Origin of the sequence: Micromonospora sp. C81 (assembly GCF_018070425.1) — a bacterium.
Taxonomy (GTDB): domain Bacteria; phylum Actinomycetota; class Actinomycetes; order Mycobacteriales; family Micromonosporaceae; genus Micromonospora; species Micromonospora zamorensis.
Genome location: NZ_JAGPXS010000031.1, coordinates 29,294 through 47,343, shown reverse-complemented (window position 1 = coordinate 47,343; position 18,050 = coordinate 29,294). Strand labels below are relative to the sequence as shown.

The following is an 18,050-nucleotide window of genomic DNA, read 5'->3' as shown; positions in this document are numbered from 1 at the left end:
GGCATTCCAACCCCGCTACCAGCTGTTCCAACCCCGGTTGGGCGGGGCGGTGAGGCGGTGGTCCTGCGATCGTCAGAGTGTGTAACGACCCCGCCCGGGCCATCATTCCGACCCACCGGTGCGACCGCTCACAGGCCAAACGCCCCGAAGGCCGCAACCCTCGTGGCGCGGTGCTCGGCGCGCTCGACTCGACCTCTCAGACCGGACAAAAGCCCCCAGCCTCGGGCGTGGTCGGCCCTCAGGACGCTAAATCGGGCTTGATCGACTCGGCTTCCTGAAACCCGGGGTGTCCGAGACGGCATGACACCGCGACTTCAAGAAACCCGAGTTGATCACGGAGACCTCAGCCGTCGCAGGCGGGGGCAAATCGGACGAACCTCCGTCGGAGGCTGCCCGACCCGGGCGCTCGGGCGGCCAGTTGGCCTGGGCTCCGTGAAGCACCGTCAACAGCCTGCGGCAGGGCGCAGGGATCGTCTTGAGCGACACCGGCTCGGGTGGGCGTTACCCTGACACCATGCAGGCCGTCTCCCCCACCGCGACCGGCGTGGCCTTCCTGGCCCGACCGGGTCGCCCTGCCGTGGTGGCGCGGACACTCGTCGAGCTGGCCGGGCCCACTCGCGGTGTGGTGGAGCTGCCGGTGCGGTTGATGTGGAACGCCGAGCGCACCTTCGACCTCGCCGACCCCGACCAGCTGCTCTGGATGTACGAGAACGTGCTGCGCGAGACGACCCGCACCGAGGACCTGCGCGTCCTGATCAACGGGCGGACGCTGCGCCGGGTGTGGCGACTGCTCAACCTGCCTCGGGGCGTACGGCAGGCGTGGGAGAGCCGGCACCGCGGCCTGCGCGCGGCGTGACCGAGCCTCATCTGCACGACTTCTACCGGGAGGTGGCCCGGGTGGCGCTCACCGCCGCCGGACCGTACCGGTTCGTGTTGGGTGGCGGGGTGGCCTGGGCGGCGCACGGGTTGGTCGCCCGCCCGACGGAGGACGTCGACCTCTTCGCGGACGTGGAGGGTGCCGCCGCGGCGGCCTCCGCGGGGGTGCGCGGGGCGTTGGAGCGAGCCGGCTTCCTCGTCAGCGACGCCGACCCGGACAGTGAGCTGGGCGAGCTGTTCGACGGGTACGAGCAGGACATGAAGGACTTCGTGGTGACCCGGGACGGACGGCAGATCCGGCTCAGCCTCGCCCGGTTGGACCGCCAGCAGAGCCCGGTGGTGATGGACCTCGGCCCGGTGATGGACGTCCGCGACCTGGTGGCCAACAAGATCGCGGCACTGGTCAACCGGCGGGAGGTCCGTGACTTCATCGACGTGGCGGCGGCGTTGGAGCATTACGACGTGACCGAGCTGCTGGTGCTGGCACGGCAGGTCGACCCCGCGCTGGACCCGGACGACGTGCGCGCCGCCGGCCGCTACCTGGACCGCCTGCCCGAGCAACGCTTCGGACGTTACGGTCTGAGCGCCGCCGACATCGCCCAGGTCCGGCAGCGCTTCGCCGCCTGGCCGCGCTGACCCAGGCGCCGTCGGCGAACCACGCAACGAGACGGGCAACGCCCTTGCGGCGGTGAGCTGGTCGGCGGGTCCGCCCGAGCAACGAACCACGCACCGAGACGGGCCGCCGGCCCAGCGCAGCGCCCGGAGGCCGGATCACGACTCACCGGACCGAGCCGCGTCGGGGCGGGCGCCCGAGCAGCGCCCGCCCCGACGGCGGATCACTTGGTCGGTCGGCCGCCCGTGACGCCCAGGATCTCGCCGGTGACGTAGCTGGATTCCTGCGAGGCGAAGAAGACGTACGCCGGGGCCAGCTCTGCCGGCTGACCGGGGCGACCCTCCGGGGTGTCGGTGCCGAACTGCTTCACCTTCTCCTCCGGCATCGTCGACGGAATCAGCGGCGTCCAGACCGGGCCGGGCGCGACCGCGTTGACCCGGATGCCCTGCTCGGCCAGGTCGGCCGCGAGGGCCTTGGTGAAGTTGGTGATCCCCGCCTTCGTGGTCGCGTAGTCCAACAGCTGCGGCGACGGGTCGAACGCCTGGATCGACGCCGTGTTGATGATCGCCGACCCCTCGGCCAGGTGCGGAATGGCGGCCTTGCACAGCCAGAACATCGCGTACAGGTTGGTCTTGAGCACCCGGTCGAACTGCTCGGTGCTGATCCCGAGGATGCCCTTGTCCTGCGACATCTGGTACGCCGCGTTGTTGACCAGGATGTCGATGCCGCCCAGGTCGCGGACCGTCCGGTCGACAAGCTCCTGGCAGTGCGCCTCGTCGGTGACGTCGCCGCGGACCGCGATCCCCCGCCGGCCGGCGTCCTCGATCAGGCGGATCGTCTCCTGGGCGTCGGCGTCCTCCTCCTCGCTCAGGTACGAGATCAGCACGTCGGCGCCCTCCCGGGCGAACGCCAGCGCGACCGCCCGGCCGATCCCCGAGTCACCCCCGGTGATCAGCGCCCGTTTGCCGTCGAGCTTGCCGCTGCCCCGGTACGACTCCTCGCCGTGGTCCGGCTTCGGAGTCATGTCGGCGGTCGAGCCGGGCGGTGACTGCTGTTGTGCGGGCTGGCCGGACTGCTGGCCGTACTGGCTGGTGGGGTCCTGCTGGGTGTGCTGGTCCTCGCTCACCGATCTCTCCTCGCGCCGCGCGGGAAGCGGGGGCTACCCCGCGAATGTCGTCCCTGACCGCCGTACCCTGCGCCGGCCTGCGGAAACCGCAGCAGCACCTGGGGCTGGCGTGGCAGGAGTGTCCGCTGCTGGTTATGGTGCGCAAGGCGCTCACGAGGCGCGTCCACCCCCATGGAAAGGCACGTCATGACCTCTCCCTCCGGCCCGTCGCGTCGCCAGGTGCTCGTCGCCGCGGCGGCGGCCGCGACCGCCCCGCTGATCGCCGCCGCGCCCGCGCAGGCGGCCGGCGCGGCCCGGCCGCGCACCTGGGACCTCACCCTCCTGGGCACGTCGGACACGCACGGCAACGTCTACAACTGGGACTACTACCGCGACGCCGAGTACGACGACAGCAAGCAGAACGACATCGGCGTCGCGAAGCTGGCGACTCTGATCAACCAGATCCGTCGGGAGCGGCGCGGCAAGGCGACGCTGGTGCTCGACGCCGGCGACACCATCCAGGGCACGCCGCTGGCCACGTACTACGCCAAGCAGGAGCCGATCACCGCCACCGGCGAGAAGCACCCGATGGCCCGGGCGATGAACGTCATCGACTACGACGCGGTGACGCTGGGCAACCACGAGTTCAACTACGGCCTGCCGTTGCTGGACCTGTGGATCCGTCAGCTCGGTTTCCCGGCCCTCGCCGCGAACGCGGTCAACGCGAAGACCGGCAAGCCGGCCTTCCTGCCGTACGTCATCAAGAAGGTCTCCCTCGGTTTCGCCGCGCCGACCCTGCGGGTCGGCATCCTGGGGTTGACCAACCCCGGTGTGGCCATCTGGGACAAGGGCAACGTCGAGGGCAAGCTGCGCTTCGACGACATGGTCGCGACCGCGGCGAAGTGGGTGCCGATCATGCGGGCCCGCGGCGCGGACCTCGTGCTGATCTCCGCGCACGGCGGTGACAGCGGCACCTCCAGCTACGGCCCGGAGCTGCCGAACGAGAACCCGGTGGCGTTGATCGCCCAGCAGGTGCCGGGGATCGACGCGATCCTCTTCGGTCACGCGCACAACGAGGTGGTCGAGCGGTTCGTCACCAACGAGCGGACCGGCGCGCAGGTGCTGCTCTCCGAGCCGTCGAAGTGGGGCCAGCGGCTCACCCGGATGGACTTCACCCTGACCCGCGAGCGCGGCCGGTGGACGATCACCAAGAAGGCCGCCAGCATGCTGAACACCAACACCGTGGTCGAGGACCCGAAGGTGCTCGCCGCCGTGCGGGCCCAACACCAGAAGACCATCGCGTACGTCAACCAGGTGGTGGCCCAGGCCACCGTCGAGATGTCCACAGTGGAATCCCGGTACAAGGACACTCCCATCCTGGACTTCATCAACCACGTCCAGGCCGAGACCGTCACGAAGGCGCTGGCCGGCACGCAGTACGCCGACCTGCCGGTGCTGTCCCAGGCGTCCCCGTTCAGCCGTACTGCGGTCTTCCCCGCCGGGGACGTGAAGATCCGTGACGTGGCAGGGCTCTACGTCTTCGACAACACGCTCGAGGCGGTCGTGCTCAGCGGCGCGGAGGTGCGCACCTACCTGGAGTACTCGGCGAAGTACTTCCGGACCCTCGCTCCGGGCGCCCCGGTCGACCCGGAGCAGATCAGCGACTCGCCGGCGGTGCCGGACTACAACTACGACGTGATCTCCGGCCTGGACTACGACATCGACATCTCCAAGCCGATCGGGCAGCGGATCACCCGCCTGGTGCTGGCCGGCACCGACACTCCGGTGGCGGACAACGCCCAGTTCGTGATGGCGGTGAACAACTATCGGCGCAGCGGCGGCGGCAACTTCCCCGGCATCGTGAAGACCCAGGTCTACAACGCGCAGCAGGAGATCCGTCAGCTGCTCATCGACTGGGCGCAGGCCAAGGGGACGATCGACCCGGCCGACTTCTTCCAGCAGAACTGGCGACTGGTACGCGAGGGCGTGCCGGTCTTCTGACCCCAGCACATCGCGAACGGGCCGTGGGTGGCGACACCCGCGGCCCGTCGTGCGTTCTCAGCCCTGCACGTTCCAGCGGATCGGGTCCTCGGCCTCCTCCGGGCGGTCGCGCCCGGGGTCGGTCTCGGTCAGGGCGACGCGCTCGTCGGGACGCACCGCGAGCGGCAACTCGCCGAACCGCGCGTGGCGCAGGAACGCGTACTCGTCATCGGTGAACGGCTGCTCGGCCATCTGCACCTCCCACTCCCCCACCATTGTCCAGGGGCTGGGCCACTGGACACCAGTGCGCGGTCACACCGCGTAGGGCATCCTAGGATCCTGGGTGAATAGAAGGAGCCCGGCGCGGGGCTGGCACCCGATCCAGCACCGCGAGGGCCGCCCGGATGGGCCGACGCCGCAGCATTTCGTCGAAGCTCGCCCGCCCCTGGCAGAACTGGACGAACATCCGCCAGCCCGGCGGCGTCGCCAGCAGGGCGTGGAACACGTCCGGGCGGCGGGTGAACACGTCCAGCAGCCGGAAGCCCGCCCGCATCTCCGGCACAAGCCCCTCGACGACCGCCCGCTCGTACCCGGACAGGTCACCGGCCGCGACCGCCGCACCGGCCAGCCCGCCGGAACGCAACGCGAAGCTGATGCCCTCCCGGCTCCACGGCTCCAACAGCCCCGCCGCATCCCCCACGACCAGCACCCGGCCGTTGCGCAACGGCGAGTCCTCCTCCCGGCACCGGGTCAGGTGCCCGGAGTCGTGCTCCGCCGGCAAGCCGGTCAGCCCCAACCGGTCCACGAACCGCCGCAGGTACTCCCGGGTCCCCTCCCCCGCGCCCCGCCCGGCGATCACCCCGACAGTCAACCGGTCACCCTTGGGAAAGACCCAGGCGTACGACCCCGGCATCGCTCCCCAGTCCAGCAGCAACCGCCCCCGCCACCGCTCCTGCTCGGCCGGGGGCACCGGGATCTCCAGCTCCAGACCCAGGTCCACCTGCCGGTACCGGACCCCCACATGCCGGGCGGTCACTCCCGACGAACCGTCCGCCCCGATCACCGCGCGGGCTGCGATCGTCGTACCGTCAGCCAGCCGCAGGCGTACCCCCTCGGGGTCCTGCTCGATCGCGCGGACGGCGACCCGCTCCCGCATCTGCGCGCCCGCGGCGACCGCCGCCGCGCGCAGCCGGTCGTCGAACTCCTCGCGGCGCACCATGGTCACGACCGGGCTGTCGCTGCGGCGGGTGAACTCCCGACGGCCGTCGCGGGTGAACGTGACCCGGTCCACCCGGTCGTGCGCCGGCACCTCGATCCGATCCGCGACGGCCGCCAGGGAGGTGCCGATCAGGCCACCACCACAGGTCTTGTAGCGCGGATGCGCGGCTCGCTCGACAACAAGGGTGGAGACACCGGCGCGGGCAGCGGCGTGCGCCGCGGAGAGCCCGGCGGGGCCGGCGCCGACGACGACGAGGTCCCAAACGATCACGAAGGCAGCCTAGGGCACCACCGAAGGCCCGGACCGTACGCCACAGCCGACACCGACCGCCCGATCGGGTGTGCATCTTCGGTCACCCAGGGGGTAACCCGCGCACGGCAGCCGCCGCACGACGGCGGACGAACGAAGGAGGAAGCATGCAGCAGGTGCAACTGTCGGAGGCCGAGCAACGCGTGTACCAGGCGGTCACCACCCTGGAGGCACGCGGGCAGGTGCCGTACCCGGACCTCATCGCCGAGGTATCAGGGCTGACCCAGGAGCAGGTGGACAGCCCCCTGCACCTGCTCACCGAGAAGGGCCTGCTGCACCGCGAGGACTCGCCGATGGCCGGCCTCGACTTCGGCCCCCGGTTCTGCGCCCGCCAGATGGCGTGAGGGCACCGAACAATCCACGACGATTCGCCCCCCGATGCTCCGGGTAGCGATCAGCAATGCGTGATCGACGGTCAACGGGGGGCGCGATGAGTGCGGCGCAGACGCCGCAACCGGTGACGGCGGCCGAGAACCGACGACGCTGGCAGGCGGTCGGTGTCGGGTTGGTCGCCGCGTTCATGACGCTGCTCGACGTGAGCATCGTCAACGTCGCGGTGCCCTCCATCGACCGGGCGCTGCACGCGTCGCCGAGCGACCTGCAGTGGATCCTCTCCGGGTACGCACTCACCTTCGGCCTGGCGCTGGTCCCCGCCGGCCGCTTCGGCGACGCACGCGGTCGGCGCAACGCGTTCGTCTTCGGCATCTCGCTCTTCACCGTGACCAGCGCGCTCGCCGGCCTCGCCACCTCACCGACGTGGCTGGTCATCGCCCGACTGCTTCAGGGTGCCGCCGCCGGCGTCGTCAACCCGCAGGTCATCGGGCTCATCCAGCAACTCTTCCGGGGGCCCGAACGGGCGCGCCCGTTCGGGCTGCTCGGCGCAACCATCGGAATCTCCACAGCGGTCGGGCCGTTGCTCGGCGGGCTGCTCATAGCCATCGGCGGCGAGGAACACGGGTGGCGGTGGGTCTTCTTCGTCAACGTGCCCGTCGGCATCCTCGCGGTGATTCTCGGCTGGCGTCTGCTGCCCGGCCGCCCCGCCGGTCAGGTCGGCTGGCATCGACTCGACCCCGTCGGTGTCCTCCTGCTCGGTGTGGGCGTCGTCCTCGTCCTGCTTCCGCTCGTGCAGGAGCAGCAGTGGCAGACCCCCTGGAAGTGGGCGCTCATCCCGGTCGGCCTGGCCGTGCTGGTCGTCTTCGGGCTCTGGGAGCGACGCTTCGCACGCCGTTACGAACCCCTGTTCGACCTTCGACTGTTCAACCTCCAGTCGTACACACTGGGCTCGATCCTGGCGCTGGTCTACTTCGGCGGCTTCACCGCGATCTTCTTCATCTTCACCCTGTTCCTACAGATGGGTCTCGGTTACAGCGCGTTCATCGCCGGTCTGGCCATCACCCCGTTCGCCCTGGGATCGGCGGCTGCCGCCGTACTCGGTGGCCGCGTCGTCAACCGCTTCGGCCGACCACTGGTCGCCATCGGTCTGCTCACTGTGGTGATCGGCCTGGCCGCAACGGTGGTCGCGCTGAAACTCGCGCCGGACGCCCCCGCGCCCTGGGTTGCCGCCGGTCCACTGCTCGTCGCCGGCATCGGCAGCGGGCTGGTGATCGCCCCCAACCAGACGATCACCCTCTCCGAAGTGCCGGTAGGGCAGTCGGGCAGCGGCGCCGGGATGCTCCAGACCGGTCAGCGCATCGGCGCCGCGGCCGGCATCGCCGCCGTCGGTTCGATGTTCTTCTCGTCGCTGGCCGACAGCCGCGGCAACTGGACCAGCGCCTTCGAGCGATCGCTCCTGCTGGCCACCGGCATCATCGTGCTCGCGCTGATCTGCGCGCTGATCGACATCGTCCGCACCCACAACCACCACAAGAACTGACATGGGTACGCCGCTGGCCGGCACCCCGGGTGGGGTGCCGGCCAGCGGTCGGGTCGTTCAGTGTGTGTGTTGGTGGGTCAGCTGTTCCAGTGCTGGGCGACGAGGTCGGTGGCCTGCTGCTCCCACTGGGCGTAGGCATCGGGGTAGGCGGAGACCTGCACGGTCTGCGCGGCGTCGGTCAGCGCCATGTCCTGCCACCCGTCAACCTGGCGGAGGCCCTTGAGGAACGCGGTCGTCGAGTAGGCCGGGTCGGTGATCTGCTCCGGCGTACCCCAACCACTGGTCGGGCGCTGCTGGAACAGGCCCAGCGAGTCATGGTCATTGGCGTCGCCGAGGTGGCCCAGGTTTTCCAGCTTCGACTCCTGCAGGCTCGTCGCGATCGAGATCACCGCGGCGCGCTCGGGCAGGCCGGCCTTCTTCGTCGCGGCGATGATCGCCTTGACGTTCGCCGTCTGCTCATCATTCAACGTGATGTGGGACTGCTCGCCCTGGGGCTTCGGGGCGGCCGACTGCACCGCCACCGCCACCGGCTTGCCATCCACGGCCGGGCTGGCAGCGTGGGCGGCGATCGGGCCGGCGAAGACACCACCGGCGAACGCGAGACCAGCAACAGACAACATGCTCTTACGGAAGATCGTGTTCATGGGGGTAGCTCCTTCGGGGGTAGGAAACACCCGCACCGCCAAGGGGGGTCGGCGACACAAGGGTGTGAGCACCTCGTCCGGCGCTGCATCAAACAAAGGGGAAAAGTCTGGGGGAGATCGGCACCAGTCAGGCCGGGGGGCTTGCGGGGGCCGGGTCGGCTGCCTGCGAGCGGGGCTCGGGCGCCAGGTTCATGTGTAACGACCGGGGGTCGGGGGTCATTCCCCGGTGGGCCCACCCGCCCTCGTCCGCTCGGGTGAAGCGGTGCTCGGGTGGTCGCTCGTGGGGACTGCAACGACCGGGGACCCGGGGTCATTCCCGGGGGCGGGCCATCCCGTCGCACCCGATGGAGCGGGGTGCTGGGAGGCTTCAACGATGCGGGCCGGGTCGGCATTCCAACCCCGCTACCAGCTGTTCCAACCCCGGTTGGGCGGGGCGGTGAGGCGGTGGTCCTGCGATCGTCAGAGTGTGTAACGACCCCGCCCCGGCCATCATTCCGACCCACCGGTGCGACCGGTCACAGCCCAGACACCCCCTGAAACGGACAAACTTCGCGTCAGCCGGCAGCCCGGCAGCCCGGCAGCCGCGACAAAACCACCCGAGCCCGGGCGTGATCCACTCGGGTTCACGGATCACGCGGTAACCGGGACGGGTTGACACCCCGACTTCAAGGAAACCGAGTCGATCAAAGAGGCCTCGACTGCGCCGAGGCTGCTAAACCCGGACAAATGACCCCGGGCGGGCTGACGAAGAGCTGGCGCCCGTCGGAGTGGTCCGACGGGCGCCAGCTTCAGTGCGAACCGGGCGTTGCCCGGTGGTGCGGGTTAGTGCGCAACACCGCCGAGGCGCTGGCGGCGACGCCAGGCCAGGGTCAGCAGCAGCATGACCGCTCCGGCGCCGACCAGGCCACCGCCGAGCTTCATGGGCGTACCCATGCTGTCACCGGTGACGGGCAGCGGCTGCTTCTTGTGCAGCACCCGCAGCTGCGTGCTGGCCGTACGGCCGGACTCGCGACCGGTCGCGGTGAAGGTCAGCAGACCCGTCACCGACGGCTTGTAGCTCCTGGTGAAACGACCCTGGGCGTCGGTTTGCGCCGTGAAGGTCAGGGGCGCGCTCGCCTGGTGGGCCACCGGGGCCATGGCGACGGTGCTGCCGTCGCTGCGGCGAGCCGGAGCCTGGCCGCCGGCCGGAGCGGCGAACGGGGTCACCGTCACCACGATGTCGACGGTCTCGTTCGGACCGAAGCCGGTGCCGGTCAGGATGACCGTCTCGCCGAGGTAGATCGTCGGCCGGTTGACGGTGAGCGACGCGGCGGCCGGTGGGTACGGCGGCGGCTGCGGCGGGTCAGTGGTCGCGGTCGCGCTGGGCGTCGGCTGCGGCTGTGCCGCCACCGCTGCCGTCGGCACGGCCACCACGGCCAGGCCGACCGTGAGCGCCATGATGATGCGGGATAGCCGCATGATTGGTTCCCTCCTACTGGTCACAGCTTGGTGCGGAATGAACTTGGGTGGTCCAGGGGCTGGCGGTGGGGGTCAGTCGCAACTCGGCCTGGCCGACGCCGGTCTTGGCCGTCAGCACGGTGACCTCCAGCGCCCTCTCGGCACCGGGGCCGACGTCGACGCTGGCCGTCGCCACCTGGCGGTGGCGTTCGGTGCCGCTGCCAAGCGCCGTCTCGGCCCCGTCGAGCCGGGCGTCGAGCACCGCCCCGCCGGCCGGGCTGAAGATCGACACCAACGTGCGGGCGGTGTACGGATCGCCGGCCAGGCCGAGGCCGAGGACCGACTCGCTAAGTCCGGACTTCGGCGCCGTCGAGCGCAGGGTCACCCGCAACCGGAGCTCACGGCGTCCGTCGGGTCGGCATTCGCCGACCGTGAGGTTCGCCGTCGGCCGCAGGTAGTAGCCGAGCTTCGCGCCGCTGCCGTCGTTGAGGAACACGCCGACGGTCGGCACGGTGTCCTGTTCCGGAAGCGTCCCGGCCATCCGGCTGTCGCCGAACGTCCGCTGTTCCTCAGGTCGGGCACTCCAGAACAATATCCGCCGTTCGGTGATAGCACGGTCAAATGCGGACAACAACACCCGTGGGTTGACATTCTTCTTGAAGAAGGCATCAAACACCGCTGCTGCTGATGAGGCGAAGAATTCGTCCTGCTGCTTCACGTCCAGCCGTTGGTAGCTGTCGTTGAGCAGGGTCTGCACGACCTTCTCGCTGGCGAGCGGGACCCCGCCGGGCACCAGAACCGGGCCGGTCGCCTTGAGCAGATAGGACAGCACCACCGGGTCCACGGCGAGCACACCGTCGACTGTGGTGCCCGTCTTACGGCGGAACATCTCGCGGTACAGCGCGGCCGCGGTCGGGAAGTGCGGGGAGAGATTGACGTCGGCCGGGTAGATGCCGGGCAGGTCGGTCCAGAGCGCGCGGGTCTCGGCGGGCAGCTTCAACGCCGGGGTGAACTGGCCGAGCGAGGCACTGCTGCCCTGCTTGCCCATCTTCACCTTGCCGTTCTCCGCCTCCATGATCGCGTACGCGCCGAACATGCCGCCGGTGGCGCGCAACTCGGCGAGGTTCTGCGAGACCAGCAGGTAGCGTCGCGGGCCGCTCGCGCCGAGCAGTGGCGGCAACAGACGGGCTCCCTGGTCGGCGGCCGAGGTGAGGCTGGCCAGGCGGTCGATCTCGCCGCGCAGGTCGATCAGCGCCTGCCGGACCTGACTGACCAGACTCTCGGCGGGCACCGCAGCCAGGTCTCGACGCGTCCGCTGCACCGACTCGTCCGCGCGGGTCAGTTCGGCGGAGACGTCGCCGAGCCGGGCCAGGTCCAGTCGACCACCGGTCGGCACCAGGCTGGTCAGATCCGTCCGGAGCAGGGTCGGGAACGCCTGCCGTGCCAGCTCGTCGATGGCGATGGCGATCTGCCGGACCGCGTCGAGGTCGTCGCCGGCGATCGGGGTACGCCGACCGAGTTGCCAGCTCGGGTCGCCCGTCGCCTTCCGGGCCGCGCCCGACTGCGACTGCAGAGCGGCGAGCGTCCGCAGAGCCCGGTCGGTGTCCCCACCGACGACCTGGGCGCTCAGCTCCCGAGCCAGACCGGCGGCGTTGAGCAGGTGGGCACGCGCCTGCCAGCCGCGGAAGCCGACCCACCCGCCGACCGCCAGCAGCAGCGAGCCGACCACCAGGGCACTGAGGAGGACACGTCGCAGTCGGGCACGCCGACGACGCCGGGACCGGCTCCGCCGCCGGGTCGGCCGTTCGCTTTCCGTCACACCACACTCCCGTTCGCGGAATCGGACAGATGGTCGATTCCCTGACGTTCTTAGCACGCGCCGGGGAACTTCGTACCGTTATTGCAAGTCTTGCCCTTTAAACGAGGTTTCCTCGCGAGTTGCCGGCCGGCTCCGCGACTCGTCCTGCCGCCTCATGCAGCAGTCGCTCGATCCGGTCCACACCGGCGGGCAGCGACATCTCCCGCAGGTACGCCGCCCGGCCCCGCCGACCCATCTCGGCCCGGGTCGGCGGAGGAATGGTGGCGGCCAACCAGAACCGGTCGGCCAGAGCCGCCCAGTCCTCCGGGGGGCAGGAGAGCCCTGCTCTGGCTCGTTCGACAAGCTCGGCCGTGTCCCCGCCGGCCGACGCCACCACCGGTGCGGCACACGAGAGCGCGGCCTGGAGCTTGCCCGGCACCGTGCCGCGCAGCTCCGGAAGGTCACGCAGCATGACGAGCTGGTAGTCGGCGGCCGCGTACAGCTCGGGCATGTCGACGGGCGACCGTCGCTCCATGAAGCGGACGTTGTCCGCGCCCAGCTCGGCGGCGAGCCCCCGCACCCGCCGCTCTTCAGCGCCCGAACCGACCAGGACCAGATCCATCGACCGGTCCAGTGCCGCCGCCGCCCGGACAGCGGTCTCCAGCCCTTGCCGGGCGCCGATGGTCCCGGCGTGCATCACCACGCACCGGCCGTCCCGGCGAACCAGCTGACGGGCAGCCGCGCCGGGCGTCACCGGATGGAAGATCCGCTCGTCGGTCCAGTTCAGCACCAGTCGGACCCGGGTCGGGTCGGCGCCCGCGGCGACCACCAGGTCCCGCATCGACGGTGCGGCTACCGCGATCCGCGCCGCGGCCCGGTAGATCCGGGTCATCGCGCTGCCCATCCGCACCGCCCAGCGACCCTCGCCCGTCTCGTCGACGCCGTCCGAGGCCCAGACATCCTGCACGTGCAGCACCGCCGGCACCCGGCCGAGCAGCCGGAGCACCCCGGCGGTGGCGAACGTCGTCGCCGGCAGTTGAAAGACGTAGAGCGCGTCCACGTCGCGGAAGTACCGGCGCGCGGCCAGCGTCGCGCTGCCGGCGAAAGAGAGGTAGCTGGCCATCCGGGTACCGGTGGACGCGGCACGCCCGGGGTAGCGCGGCACCCGTCGGACGGTCAGCCGTTCGCTGTGCGTCTCGTGGTGCCAACGCTGCCGCCAGCCGGGATAGACGTGCCCACCGGGATAGTCCGGAAAGCCGGTGAGCACCCGGACCTCGTGCCCCCGCGCGGCCAGTTCCTCGGCGAGGCTGCCCGGGATGAACGCCGGCTCGGGCGGAAAGTGGTACGACAGGATTCCGATCCTCACCGCGGCGCCCCCGTCCGGCGTGGATCGACGTCGACCGGCGCGGCACCACGACCGGCAGGCGCCCGGCCCGCGTACGATGCCGACAACCCCTCCCCGCGCGGCCTCCGGCGTCGACGCACCGCCCTCGCGGTGCGGACACCCGCGTCCGCATCGATGAGAGGGGCACCGATGGCTGATCGCGTGTTGTTCGTCTGCCACGCCAACCTGTGCCGGTCGCCGATGGCCGAGTTCCTGGCCCGCCGACTGTTGGCCGACCGGCCCGTCACCGTGGCCAGCGCCGGCACCGACGCGATCGACGGGCTGGCGATGCACCCGTACGCGATGGAGATCGCGGCCGACAACGGCGCCGACCCGGCGGAGTTCCGGACCCGGGGGTTGCGCCCCGAGTACCTGGCCGACGCGACGCTGGTGCTGACCGCGACCCGACGCCAGCGCTCGGTCTGCACCGCGCTGACACCGGCGGCGCTGCACCGGACGTTCACCGTGCGCCAGTTCGGCCGGCTGGCCGCGGCGGCCGAGCCACTCGACGGATCGAGCGACGACCCGTTGGGCGCGGCGATCGCCGCCGCCGCCCAGGCCCGGGGACGGCTGCAACCTGCCGCCCCCGAGGCGGACGACCTTCGGGACCCGATCGGCGGCACCGCCGCCGACTTCCGACGCTGCGCCGAGGAGATCGAACGGTCGCTGCGACCCCTCGCCACGCTCATCGGGGCAACCGGGTGAGTTCCTGGGTGTGGTCGGGGACGCCGTTGACCCCGTCGGTGGTCGCGACGTGCCTGCCGGACGCGGCCCGGTCGGCCGGCACCGACGCCGTGGGCGTCGAGGCGACCACCCGGTAGGCCTCGTACTGGTACGCCTCGGCCTTGGCCACCTTCGCCATGTTCAGCACGCAGCCGAGCAGCCGGACCGAGACCGAGTGCAGCGAGCGGGCCGCGGCGGCCACCTGGGTCCGGGAGGTACGGCCCTGCTGGGTCACCAGCAGGGCACCGTCGGCCTGCACGGCGACGACCACGCCGTCGGTCACCGCGAGCAGCGGCGCGGTGTCGATGATCACGATGTCCGCCGACTCGCGCAGCGCCAGCAACAAATCCGACATCGCCTTGGAGCCGAGCAGCTCGCTCGGGTTCGGCGGGGCCGACCCGCTGGGCAGCACCAGGAGCGACTTGTCCCCCCAGCGCTGCACGACATCACCGACCTGCACGTCGCCGACCAGGACGTCGGTGAGACCGACACCGGCGTCCAGGCCCAGGTAGTCGTCGACCTTCGGGCGGCGCAGGTCCGCGTCGACCAGCAGTACCCGCCAGCCGGCCTCGGCGAGTGCGATGGCCAGGTTGCAGGAGAGGGTGGTCTTGCCCTCGCCCTGCAGGGCGCTGGTCACGGCGATGACCCGGGCCGGCTCGTGGACATCGACGAAGCGCAGGTTGGTCCGCAGTTTGCGAACCGCCTCGGCACGCGCCGAGGTCGCGGCCTCGCCCACGATCAGCGGCGCGGTGCGGGCGCTGGCCTCGAACGGGATCTCGCCAAGCAGCGGGCTGCCGGTGGCGCGTTGCAGGCCCGCGGAGTCGCGCAACCGTACGTCGGCGATGCCGCGCAGGATCGCCAGGCCGACGCCGAGGAGCAGCCCGATCAGGCCGCCGAGGGTGAGGTTGCGGACCGGCTGCGGCGAGACAGGGTTGGCGCTCACCCGAGGGCCGCTGACCACTTCGATTTTGATCGGCGCCTTACCTTCGGGCGTCGTCTCGACCTTCTGCACCAGTTCGACGAACTTCGCGGCGAGGGACTCCGTCACCCGCAGCGCGCGGGTCTGGTCGGTGTCGGTGACCGACGCCCGCAGCAGAACCGTGCCGGTCTCGGTCGAGGTGGTCACCCGGCGCTGCACCTCGTCCGCGGTCAGGCCCACCGGGGTCTCGGCCACCACGCTCTGCGCCAGCCGGTCGCTGCTGAGCAGGTCGGCGTACGACTTGACGCGCTGCTGGAGGAAGAGCCCGCCCTGGTAGGCGTCGCTGATGCCCGCATTGGGGGTGGTGACGAAGAAGGTCACCGAGGCGACGTACCGGGGTTGGGCCCGCACGGTCAGGAACGCCGAGACGCCCAGAGCCACCATGATCGTGACCAGCGGTACCCACCAGTGCCGACGCACGTGACGCAAATGGCGGAGCAGGTCCATCAGGAGCGCCTCCGTGCCGGTCCGGTTACGCCAATAAACTTCACGAAAACCCCCAAGGTCGTCTCTAAACTCGTGAAACCATTAAAGCGGTTGATGCGCCTTATGTCCGGAGTTATGTATTTTCCGCAGTGCGAAGTGCATCCGGATGACCAACCCGACAAACACCCATTCGGCAGCGGCGACAACGCGGAAAAGGTCGAAAGCCGATCAGGTGGCGTCCGATCGGCCCAGCGCGCGCCGCCCGGCGCGAAGCCGGATAGGGTCGGTGAAGGTGTGCCGGGAAGTCTGGTCGGCGAGTGGATTCCTGCTGTCCTGACTCCCGAGGTGACCCCGCACATGACCTCCCGCACCCCGCCGTCCGAGCAGCGCCCGCCGAGGGTCCGGCTGTTCTCGCGCTCATCCTGGCCGCAGGCCCGACACCTGGCCGACGTGCTGCGTACCGAGACCGTCGGCGGAGCGCTGCTGCTGCTCGGTGCCGTGGTCGCGCTGACCTGGGCAAACTCGCCCTGGTCCGACTCGTACACCCGGCTCGGTGCCTGGGTGCCCTGGCCCGGCGGCGCGTCGGCGCACCTCGACCTGACCCTGGCCACCTGGGCGGCGGACGGCCTGCTGGCCGTCTTCTTCTTCGTCGTGGGTCTGGAACTCAAACGGGAATTCGTCGCCGGGGAACTGCGCGACCCACGCCGGGCGGCGCTGCCCGTGGTGGCCGCCCTCGGGGGAATGCTGCTGCCGGCGCTGATCTACGTGGGGGTCGTTCTGAGCGCCGGCGGGGACGGGTTGCGCGGCTGGGCCATCCCGACCGCGACCGACATCGCCTTCGCGCTGGCCGTGCTCGCGGTGGTCAGCTCACACCTGCCCCAGGGCCTGCGCGCCTTCCTGCTCACCCTCGCCGTGGTCGACGACCTCTTCGCGATCACCATCATCGCGGTCTTCTACACCGCCGACTTCCAACCTCTTCCGCTGCTCGCGGCGCTACTGCCGATCGGGCTCTTCGCCCTGCTGGTGCAACGCGGGCGCACCTGGTGGTGGGCGCTGATCCCACTCGCGGTCGCCGCCTGGGCGCTGGTGCACGCCTCGGGTGTGCACGCGACGGTGGCCGGTGTCCTGCTCGGTTTCACGGTCCCGGTGCTGGCCCGCCGCCCAACGGTCGCTGGTGGCCAGCCGGCCGCCGGATCGGACGAGGGCGGGCTCGCCGAACGCCTGGAGCACCGGTGGCGCCCGGTGTCGGCCGGCTTCGCGGTGCCGGTCTTCGCGCTGTTCGCCGCCGGGGTCACGCTGCGCGGCAGCGACCTCGGAGCCCTGCTGACCGACCCGATCGTGATCGCCGTCGTCGCCGCCCTGGTCTTCGGCAAGAGCATCGGCATCTTCGGATCGACGTACCTGCTGGCCCGATTCACCCGCGCCGAACTGGACGAGGACATCAGCTGGTCGGACCTGCTCGGGATCGCCCTGCTGGCCGGCGTCGGGTTCACTGTGTCGCTACTCATCGGCGATCTGGCCTTCGGCGCCGGCAGCACGACCGACGGTCGGGTCAAGGTGGCCGTGCTGCTCGGGTCGGTGATCTCCGCCGGCCTGGCCGCCACGGTGCTCGTCCGCCGCAACGCGACGTACCGCCGGGTGGCGGAGCGGGAGCGGCTCGACGCCGACGGCGACGGTGTGCCCGACGTCTACCAGCGACCCGCAGGCGCTTGAACGGATGGCCGCGCGGGCCGGCGAACGGCCGACCCGCGCGGCGTGCCGCCTCCGTGCCGTACGACGGACCTCCGGTCAGCGGCGACGATCGGCGGGCGGCGGCTCCTCGGTCTCCTCGACCACCGCCTCGACCGCCGGGGCGGTGAGGTCGTCGCCCGGCACCGCCACCGCCTCGACGCGATCCTGCTCGTCAGGCTTCCCGCCGGGCGGCGGCTCGGGAGCGGTGGCACCGCCGGAGAAGCCGTACTCGTTCGGTTCGTCGTGCCGGCTCATGTGGTTATCCTCCCGTTTTCCCGGTTCCACGTCTCAAGGCCAACGGTAGGTGGTGATCGTCCCCGGCGCAGGGTGCCGGGGATTGTCGCCCGGACCACGGCGGCGGAGCGCTCATCGCCGCACCGAGCAGTTGCCGCAGGGCGATGATCGCGACCGCGCCGGCCAGGCCGTTCCAGCCAGGATCGCCGGCCAGCCGCAGCAGGCCGGCCGCGGTCAGCAGGTCCAACAGCAGCCGTACGCCGGTTCGCAGCGCTCCGGTGCTGAGCACGGTGACCAGCCCGACGACCAGGGCCAGAGCGGTGACCACCGTGAGCAGGACGTCCATCACCGGGACTGCTCTGCCTCGGCCACCTGGCGCTGCTCCTGACGGATCTCGCGGCCCAGGAAGTAGTTCAACGCCGTTCGGATCGTGGCGATGGCCGCCAACTGGCCGATCTGCTCGAACGACGGCGACACGGCGGTCCGCAGCACGTCGGCCGCCAACTGGAACTCCAGGCCGAGGGTCAGAAAGCGGCCAAGGGAGAGCCGGATGGGCGTGAAGAGAGCGGCGGAGCGGTGTCGTAGCCCTTCGACCACGAACCGCACCGCCGCCCAGACCGCGCCAACGAAGATCACCAGTGCGCCGGCCACCTCCACCACGGCCACCAGCACCTGGTCGCCCTGACGCAACAGCTCGGCCGGCTCCACCCCGGGCCGTT

Annotated in this window: 18 protein-coding genes; 7 read left to right on the top strand and 11 right to left on the bottom strand. The window is 70.9% G+C overall.

Annotated features, from left to right (window positions below):
- Positions 1 to 514: 514 nt before the first annotated feature.
- Positions 515 to 856, top strand: a complete 342-nt coding sequence (locus tag KBX46_RS31255; protein WP_179779166.1) for a hypothetical protein — start codon at positions 515 to 517, stop codon at positions 854 to 856.
- Positions 853 to 1,512 (top strand): nucleotidyl transferase AbiEii/AbiGii toxin family protein, encoded by a 660-nt coding sequence (locus KBX46_RS31250; protein ID WP_308159753.1) that lies wholly within the window; start codon positions 853 to 855, stop codon positions 1,510 to 1,512. Before KBX46_RS31255 ends, KBX46_RS31250 begins: the two co-directional genes overlap by 4 nt.
- A gap of 200 nt (positions 1,513 to 1,712) precedes the next feature.
- On the opposite strand, the gene KBX46_RS31245 is transcribed toward KBX46_RS31250, so the two are convergent.
- On the bottom strand, positions 1,713 to 2,615 hold the full coding sequence (locus KBX46_RS31245; RefSeq protein WP_210795598.1) for an SDR family oxidoreductase: 903 nt from the start codon (positions 2,613 to 2,615) through the stop codon (positions 1,713 to 1,715).
- 186 nt (positions 2,616 to 2,801) lie between these two features.
- Here KBX46_RS31245 and KBX46_RS31240 point away from each other — a divergent pair, with 186 nt between their 5' ends.
- Positions 2,802 to 4,595 carry a bifunctional UDP-sugar hydrolase/5'-nucleotidase gene (locus KBX46_RS31240; protein ID WP_088948264.1) on the top strand — a complete coding sequence of 598 codons (1,794 nt, stop codon included), beginning with the start codon at positions 2,802 to 2,804 and terminating at the stop codon, positions 4,593 to 4,595.
- 57 nt (positions 4,596 to 4,652) lie between these two features.
- On the opposite strand, the gene KBX46_RS31235 is transcribed toward KBX46_RS31240, so the two are convergent.
- Positions 4,653 to 4,826, bottom strand: coding sequence for a hypothetical protein (locus KBX46_RS31235; RefSeq protein WP_199177120.1), 174 nt, complete (start codon positions 4,824 to 4,826; stop codon positions 4,653 to 4,655).
- A 79-nt stretch (positions 4,827 to 4,905) separates the two neighbouring features.
- Positions 4,906 to 6,063 (bottom strand): geranylgeranyl reductase family protein, encoded by a 1,158-nt coding sequence (locus KBX46_RS31230; RefSeq protein ID WP_210795596.1) that lies wholly within the window; start codon positions 6,061 to 6,063, stop codon positions 4,906 to 4,908.
- A 146-nt stretch (positions 6,064 to 6,209) separates the two neighbouring features.
- On the opposite strand from KBX46_RS31230, the gene KBX46_RS31225 reads away from it, so the two are divergent.
- Positions 6,210 to 6,446 carry a hypothetical protein gene (locus tag KBX46_RS31225; protein WP_088948267.1) on the top strand — a complete coding sequence of 79 codons (237 nt, stop codon included), beginning with the start codon at positions 6,210 to 6,212 and terminating at the stop codon, positions 6,444 to 6,446.
- Positions 6,447 to 6,532: 86 nt separating this feature from the next.
- Complete coding sequence (locus KBX46_RS31220) at positions 6,533 to 7,975, top strand: MFS transporter (RefSeq protein WP_210795594.1); 1,443 nt, start codon at positions 6,533 to 6,535, stop codon at positions 7,973 to 7,975.
- A 77-nt stretch (positions 7,976 to 8,052) separates the two neighbouring features.
- On the opposite strand, the gene KBX46_RS31215 is transcribed toward KBX46_RS31220, so the two are convergent.
- The 4 genes from KBX46_RS31215 to KBX46_RS31200 all read right to left on the bottom strand — a co-directional run bounded on the left by KBX46_RS31215 (position 8,053) and on the right by KBX46_RS31200 (position 13,220).
- On the bottom strand, positions 8,053 to 8,619 hold the full coding sequence (locus KBX46_RS31215) for a hypothetical protein (RefSeq protein ID WP_210795592.1): 567 nt from the start codon (positions 8,617 to 8,619) through the stop codon (positions 8,053 to 8,055).
- An 822-nt stretch (positions 8,620 to 9,441) separates the two neighbouring features.
- Positions 9,442 to 10,077: a hypothetical protein gene (locus KBX46_RS31210; RefSeq protein ID WP_210795590.1), complete on the bottom strand. Its 636-nt coding sequence runs from the start codon at positions 10,075 to 10,077 to the stop codon at positions 9,442 to 9,444.
- A gap of 13 nt (positions 10,078 to 10,090) precedes the next feature.
- On the bottom strand, positions 10,091 to 11,875 hold the full coding sequence (locus KBX46_RS31205) for a DUF4012 domain-containing protein (protein WP_210795588.1): 1,785 nt from the start codon (positions 11,873 to 11,875) through the stop codon (positions 10,091 to 10,093).
- A 97-nt stretch (positions 11,876 to 11,972) separates the two neighbouring features.
- Positions 11,973 to 13,220 carry a glycosyltransferase family 4 protein gene (locus tag KBX46_RS31200; RefSeq protein WP_210795586.1) on the bottom strand — a complete coding sequence of 416 codons (1,248 nt, stop codon included), beginning with the start codon at positions 13,218 to 13,220 and terminating at the stop codon, positions 11,973 to 11,975.
- 168 nt (positions 13,221 to 13,388) lie between these two features.
- Here KBX46_RS31200 and KBX46_RS31195 point away from each other — a divergent pair, with 168 nt between their 5' ends.
- Positions 13,389 to 13,943: a low molecular weight phosphatase family protein gene (locus KBX46_RS31195; protein ID WP_088948273.1), complete on the top strand. Its 555-nt coding sequence runs from the start codon at positions 13,389 to 13,391 to the stop codon at positions 13,941 to 13,943.
- Here KBX46_RS31195 and KBX46_RS31190 read toward each other — a convergent pair.
- Positions 13,924 to 15,387, bottom strand: coding sequence for a polysaccharide biosynthesis tyrosine autokinase (locus KBX46_RS31190; protein ID WP_210795584.1), 1,464 nt, complete (start codon positions 15,385 to 15,387; stop codon positions 13,924 to 13,926). The two genes, KBX46_RS31195 and KBX46_RS31190, sit on opposite strands and share 20 nt — an antisense overlap.
- Positions 15,388 to 15,723: 336 nt before the next feature.
- On the opposite strand from KBX46_RS31190, the gene nhaA reads away from it, so the two are divergent.
- Complete coding sequence (gene nhaA / locus KBX46_RS31185) at positions 15,724 to 17,079, top strand: Na+/H+ antiporter NhaA (protein WP_210795582.1); 1,356 nt, start codon at positions 15,724 to 15,726, stop codon at positions 17,077 to 17,079.
- Between the two features lie 75 nt (positions 17,080 to 17,154).
- Here nhaA and KBX46_RS31180 read toward each other — a convergent pair whose 3' ends face one another.
- The 3 genes from KBX46_RS31180 to KBX46_RS31170 are packed head-to-tail and all read right to left on the bottom strand — an operon-like array spanning position 17,155 to position 18,039.
- The gene (locus tag KBX46_RS31180; RefSeq protein WP_210795580.1) at positions 17,155 to 17,352 is read right to left on the bottom strand and encodes a hypothetical protein; all 198 of its coding nucleotides are present in this window, start codon (positions 17,350 to 17,352) and stop codon (positions 17,155 to 17,157) included.
- 4 nt (positions 17,353 to 17,356) lie between these two features.
- On the bottom strand, positions 17,357 to 17,677 hold the full coding sequence (locus KBX46_RS31175) for a hypothetical protein (protein WP_210795578.1): 321 nt from the start codon (positions 17,675 to 17,677) through the stop codon (positions 17,357 to 17,359).
- Positions 17,677 to 18,039 (bottom strand): DUF1622 domain-containing protein, encoded by a 363-nt coding sequence (locus KBX46_RS31170; RefSeq protein WP_088948278.1) that lies wholly within the window; start codon positions 18,037 to 18,039, stop codon positions 17,677 to 17,679. Before KBX46_RS31170 ends, KBX46_RS31175 begins: the two co-directional genes overlap by 1 nt.
- Positions 18,040 to 18,050 lie beyond the last annotated feature (11 nt).

What these genes read in the sequence shown, in the direction of transcription:
- KBX46_RS31220 (WP_210795594.1), top strand. Translation starts at nt 6,533, where the DNA reads ATGAGTGCGGCGCAGACGCCGCAACCGGTGACGGCGGCCGAGAACCGA.
- KBX46_RS31215 (WP_210795592.1), bottom strand. Translation starts at nt 8,619, where the DNA reads ATGAACACGATCTTCCGTAAGAGCATGTTGTCTGTTGCTGGTCTCGCG.
- KBX46_RS31210 (WP_210795590.1), bottom strand. Translation starts at nt 10,077, where the DNA reads ATGCGGCTATCCCGCATCATCATGGCGCTCACGGTCGGCCTGGCCGTG.
- KBX46_RS31190 (WP_210795584.1), bottom strand. Translation starts at nt 15,387, where the DNA reads ATGGACCTGCTCCGCCATTTGCGTCACGTGCGTCGGCACTGGTGGGTA.
- KBX46_RS31240 (WP_088948264.1), top strand. Translation starts at nt 2,802, where the DNA reads ATGACCTCTCCCTCCGGCCCGTCGCGTCGCCAGGTGCTCGTCGCCGCG.
- KBX46_RS31195 (WP_088948273.1), top strand. Translation starts at nt 13,389, where the DNA reads ATGGCTGATCGCGTGTTGTTCGTCTGCCACGCCAACCTGTGCCGGTCG.
- KBX46_RS31180 (WP_210795580.1), bottom strand. Translation starts at nt 17,352, where the DNA reads ATGAGCCGGCACGACGAACCGAACGAGTACGGCTTCTCCGGCGGTGCC.
- KBX46_RS31175 (WP_210795578.1), bottom strand. Translation starts at nt 17,677, where the DNA reads ATGGACGTCCTGCTCACGGTGGTCACCGCTCTGGCCCTGGTCGTCGGG.
- KBX46_RS31235 (WP_199177120.1), bottom strand. Translation starts at nt 4,826, where the DNA reads ATGGCCGAGCAGCCGTTCACCGATGACGAGTACGCGTTCCTGCGCCAC.
- nhaA (WP_210795582.1), top strand. Translation starts at nt 15,724, where the DNA reads ATGACCTCCCGCACCCCGCCGTCCGAGCAGCGCCCGCCGAGGGTCCGG.
- KBX46_RS31225 (WP_088948267.1), top strand. Translation starts at nt 6,210, where the DNA reads ATGCAGCAGGTGCAACTGTCGGAGGCCGAGCAACGCGTGTACCAGGCG.
- KBX46_RS31255 (WP_179779166.1), top strand. Translation starts at nt 515, where the DNA reads ATGCAGGCCGTCTCCCCCACCGCGACCGGCGTGGCCTTCCTGGCCCGA.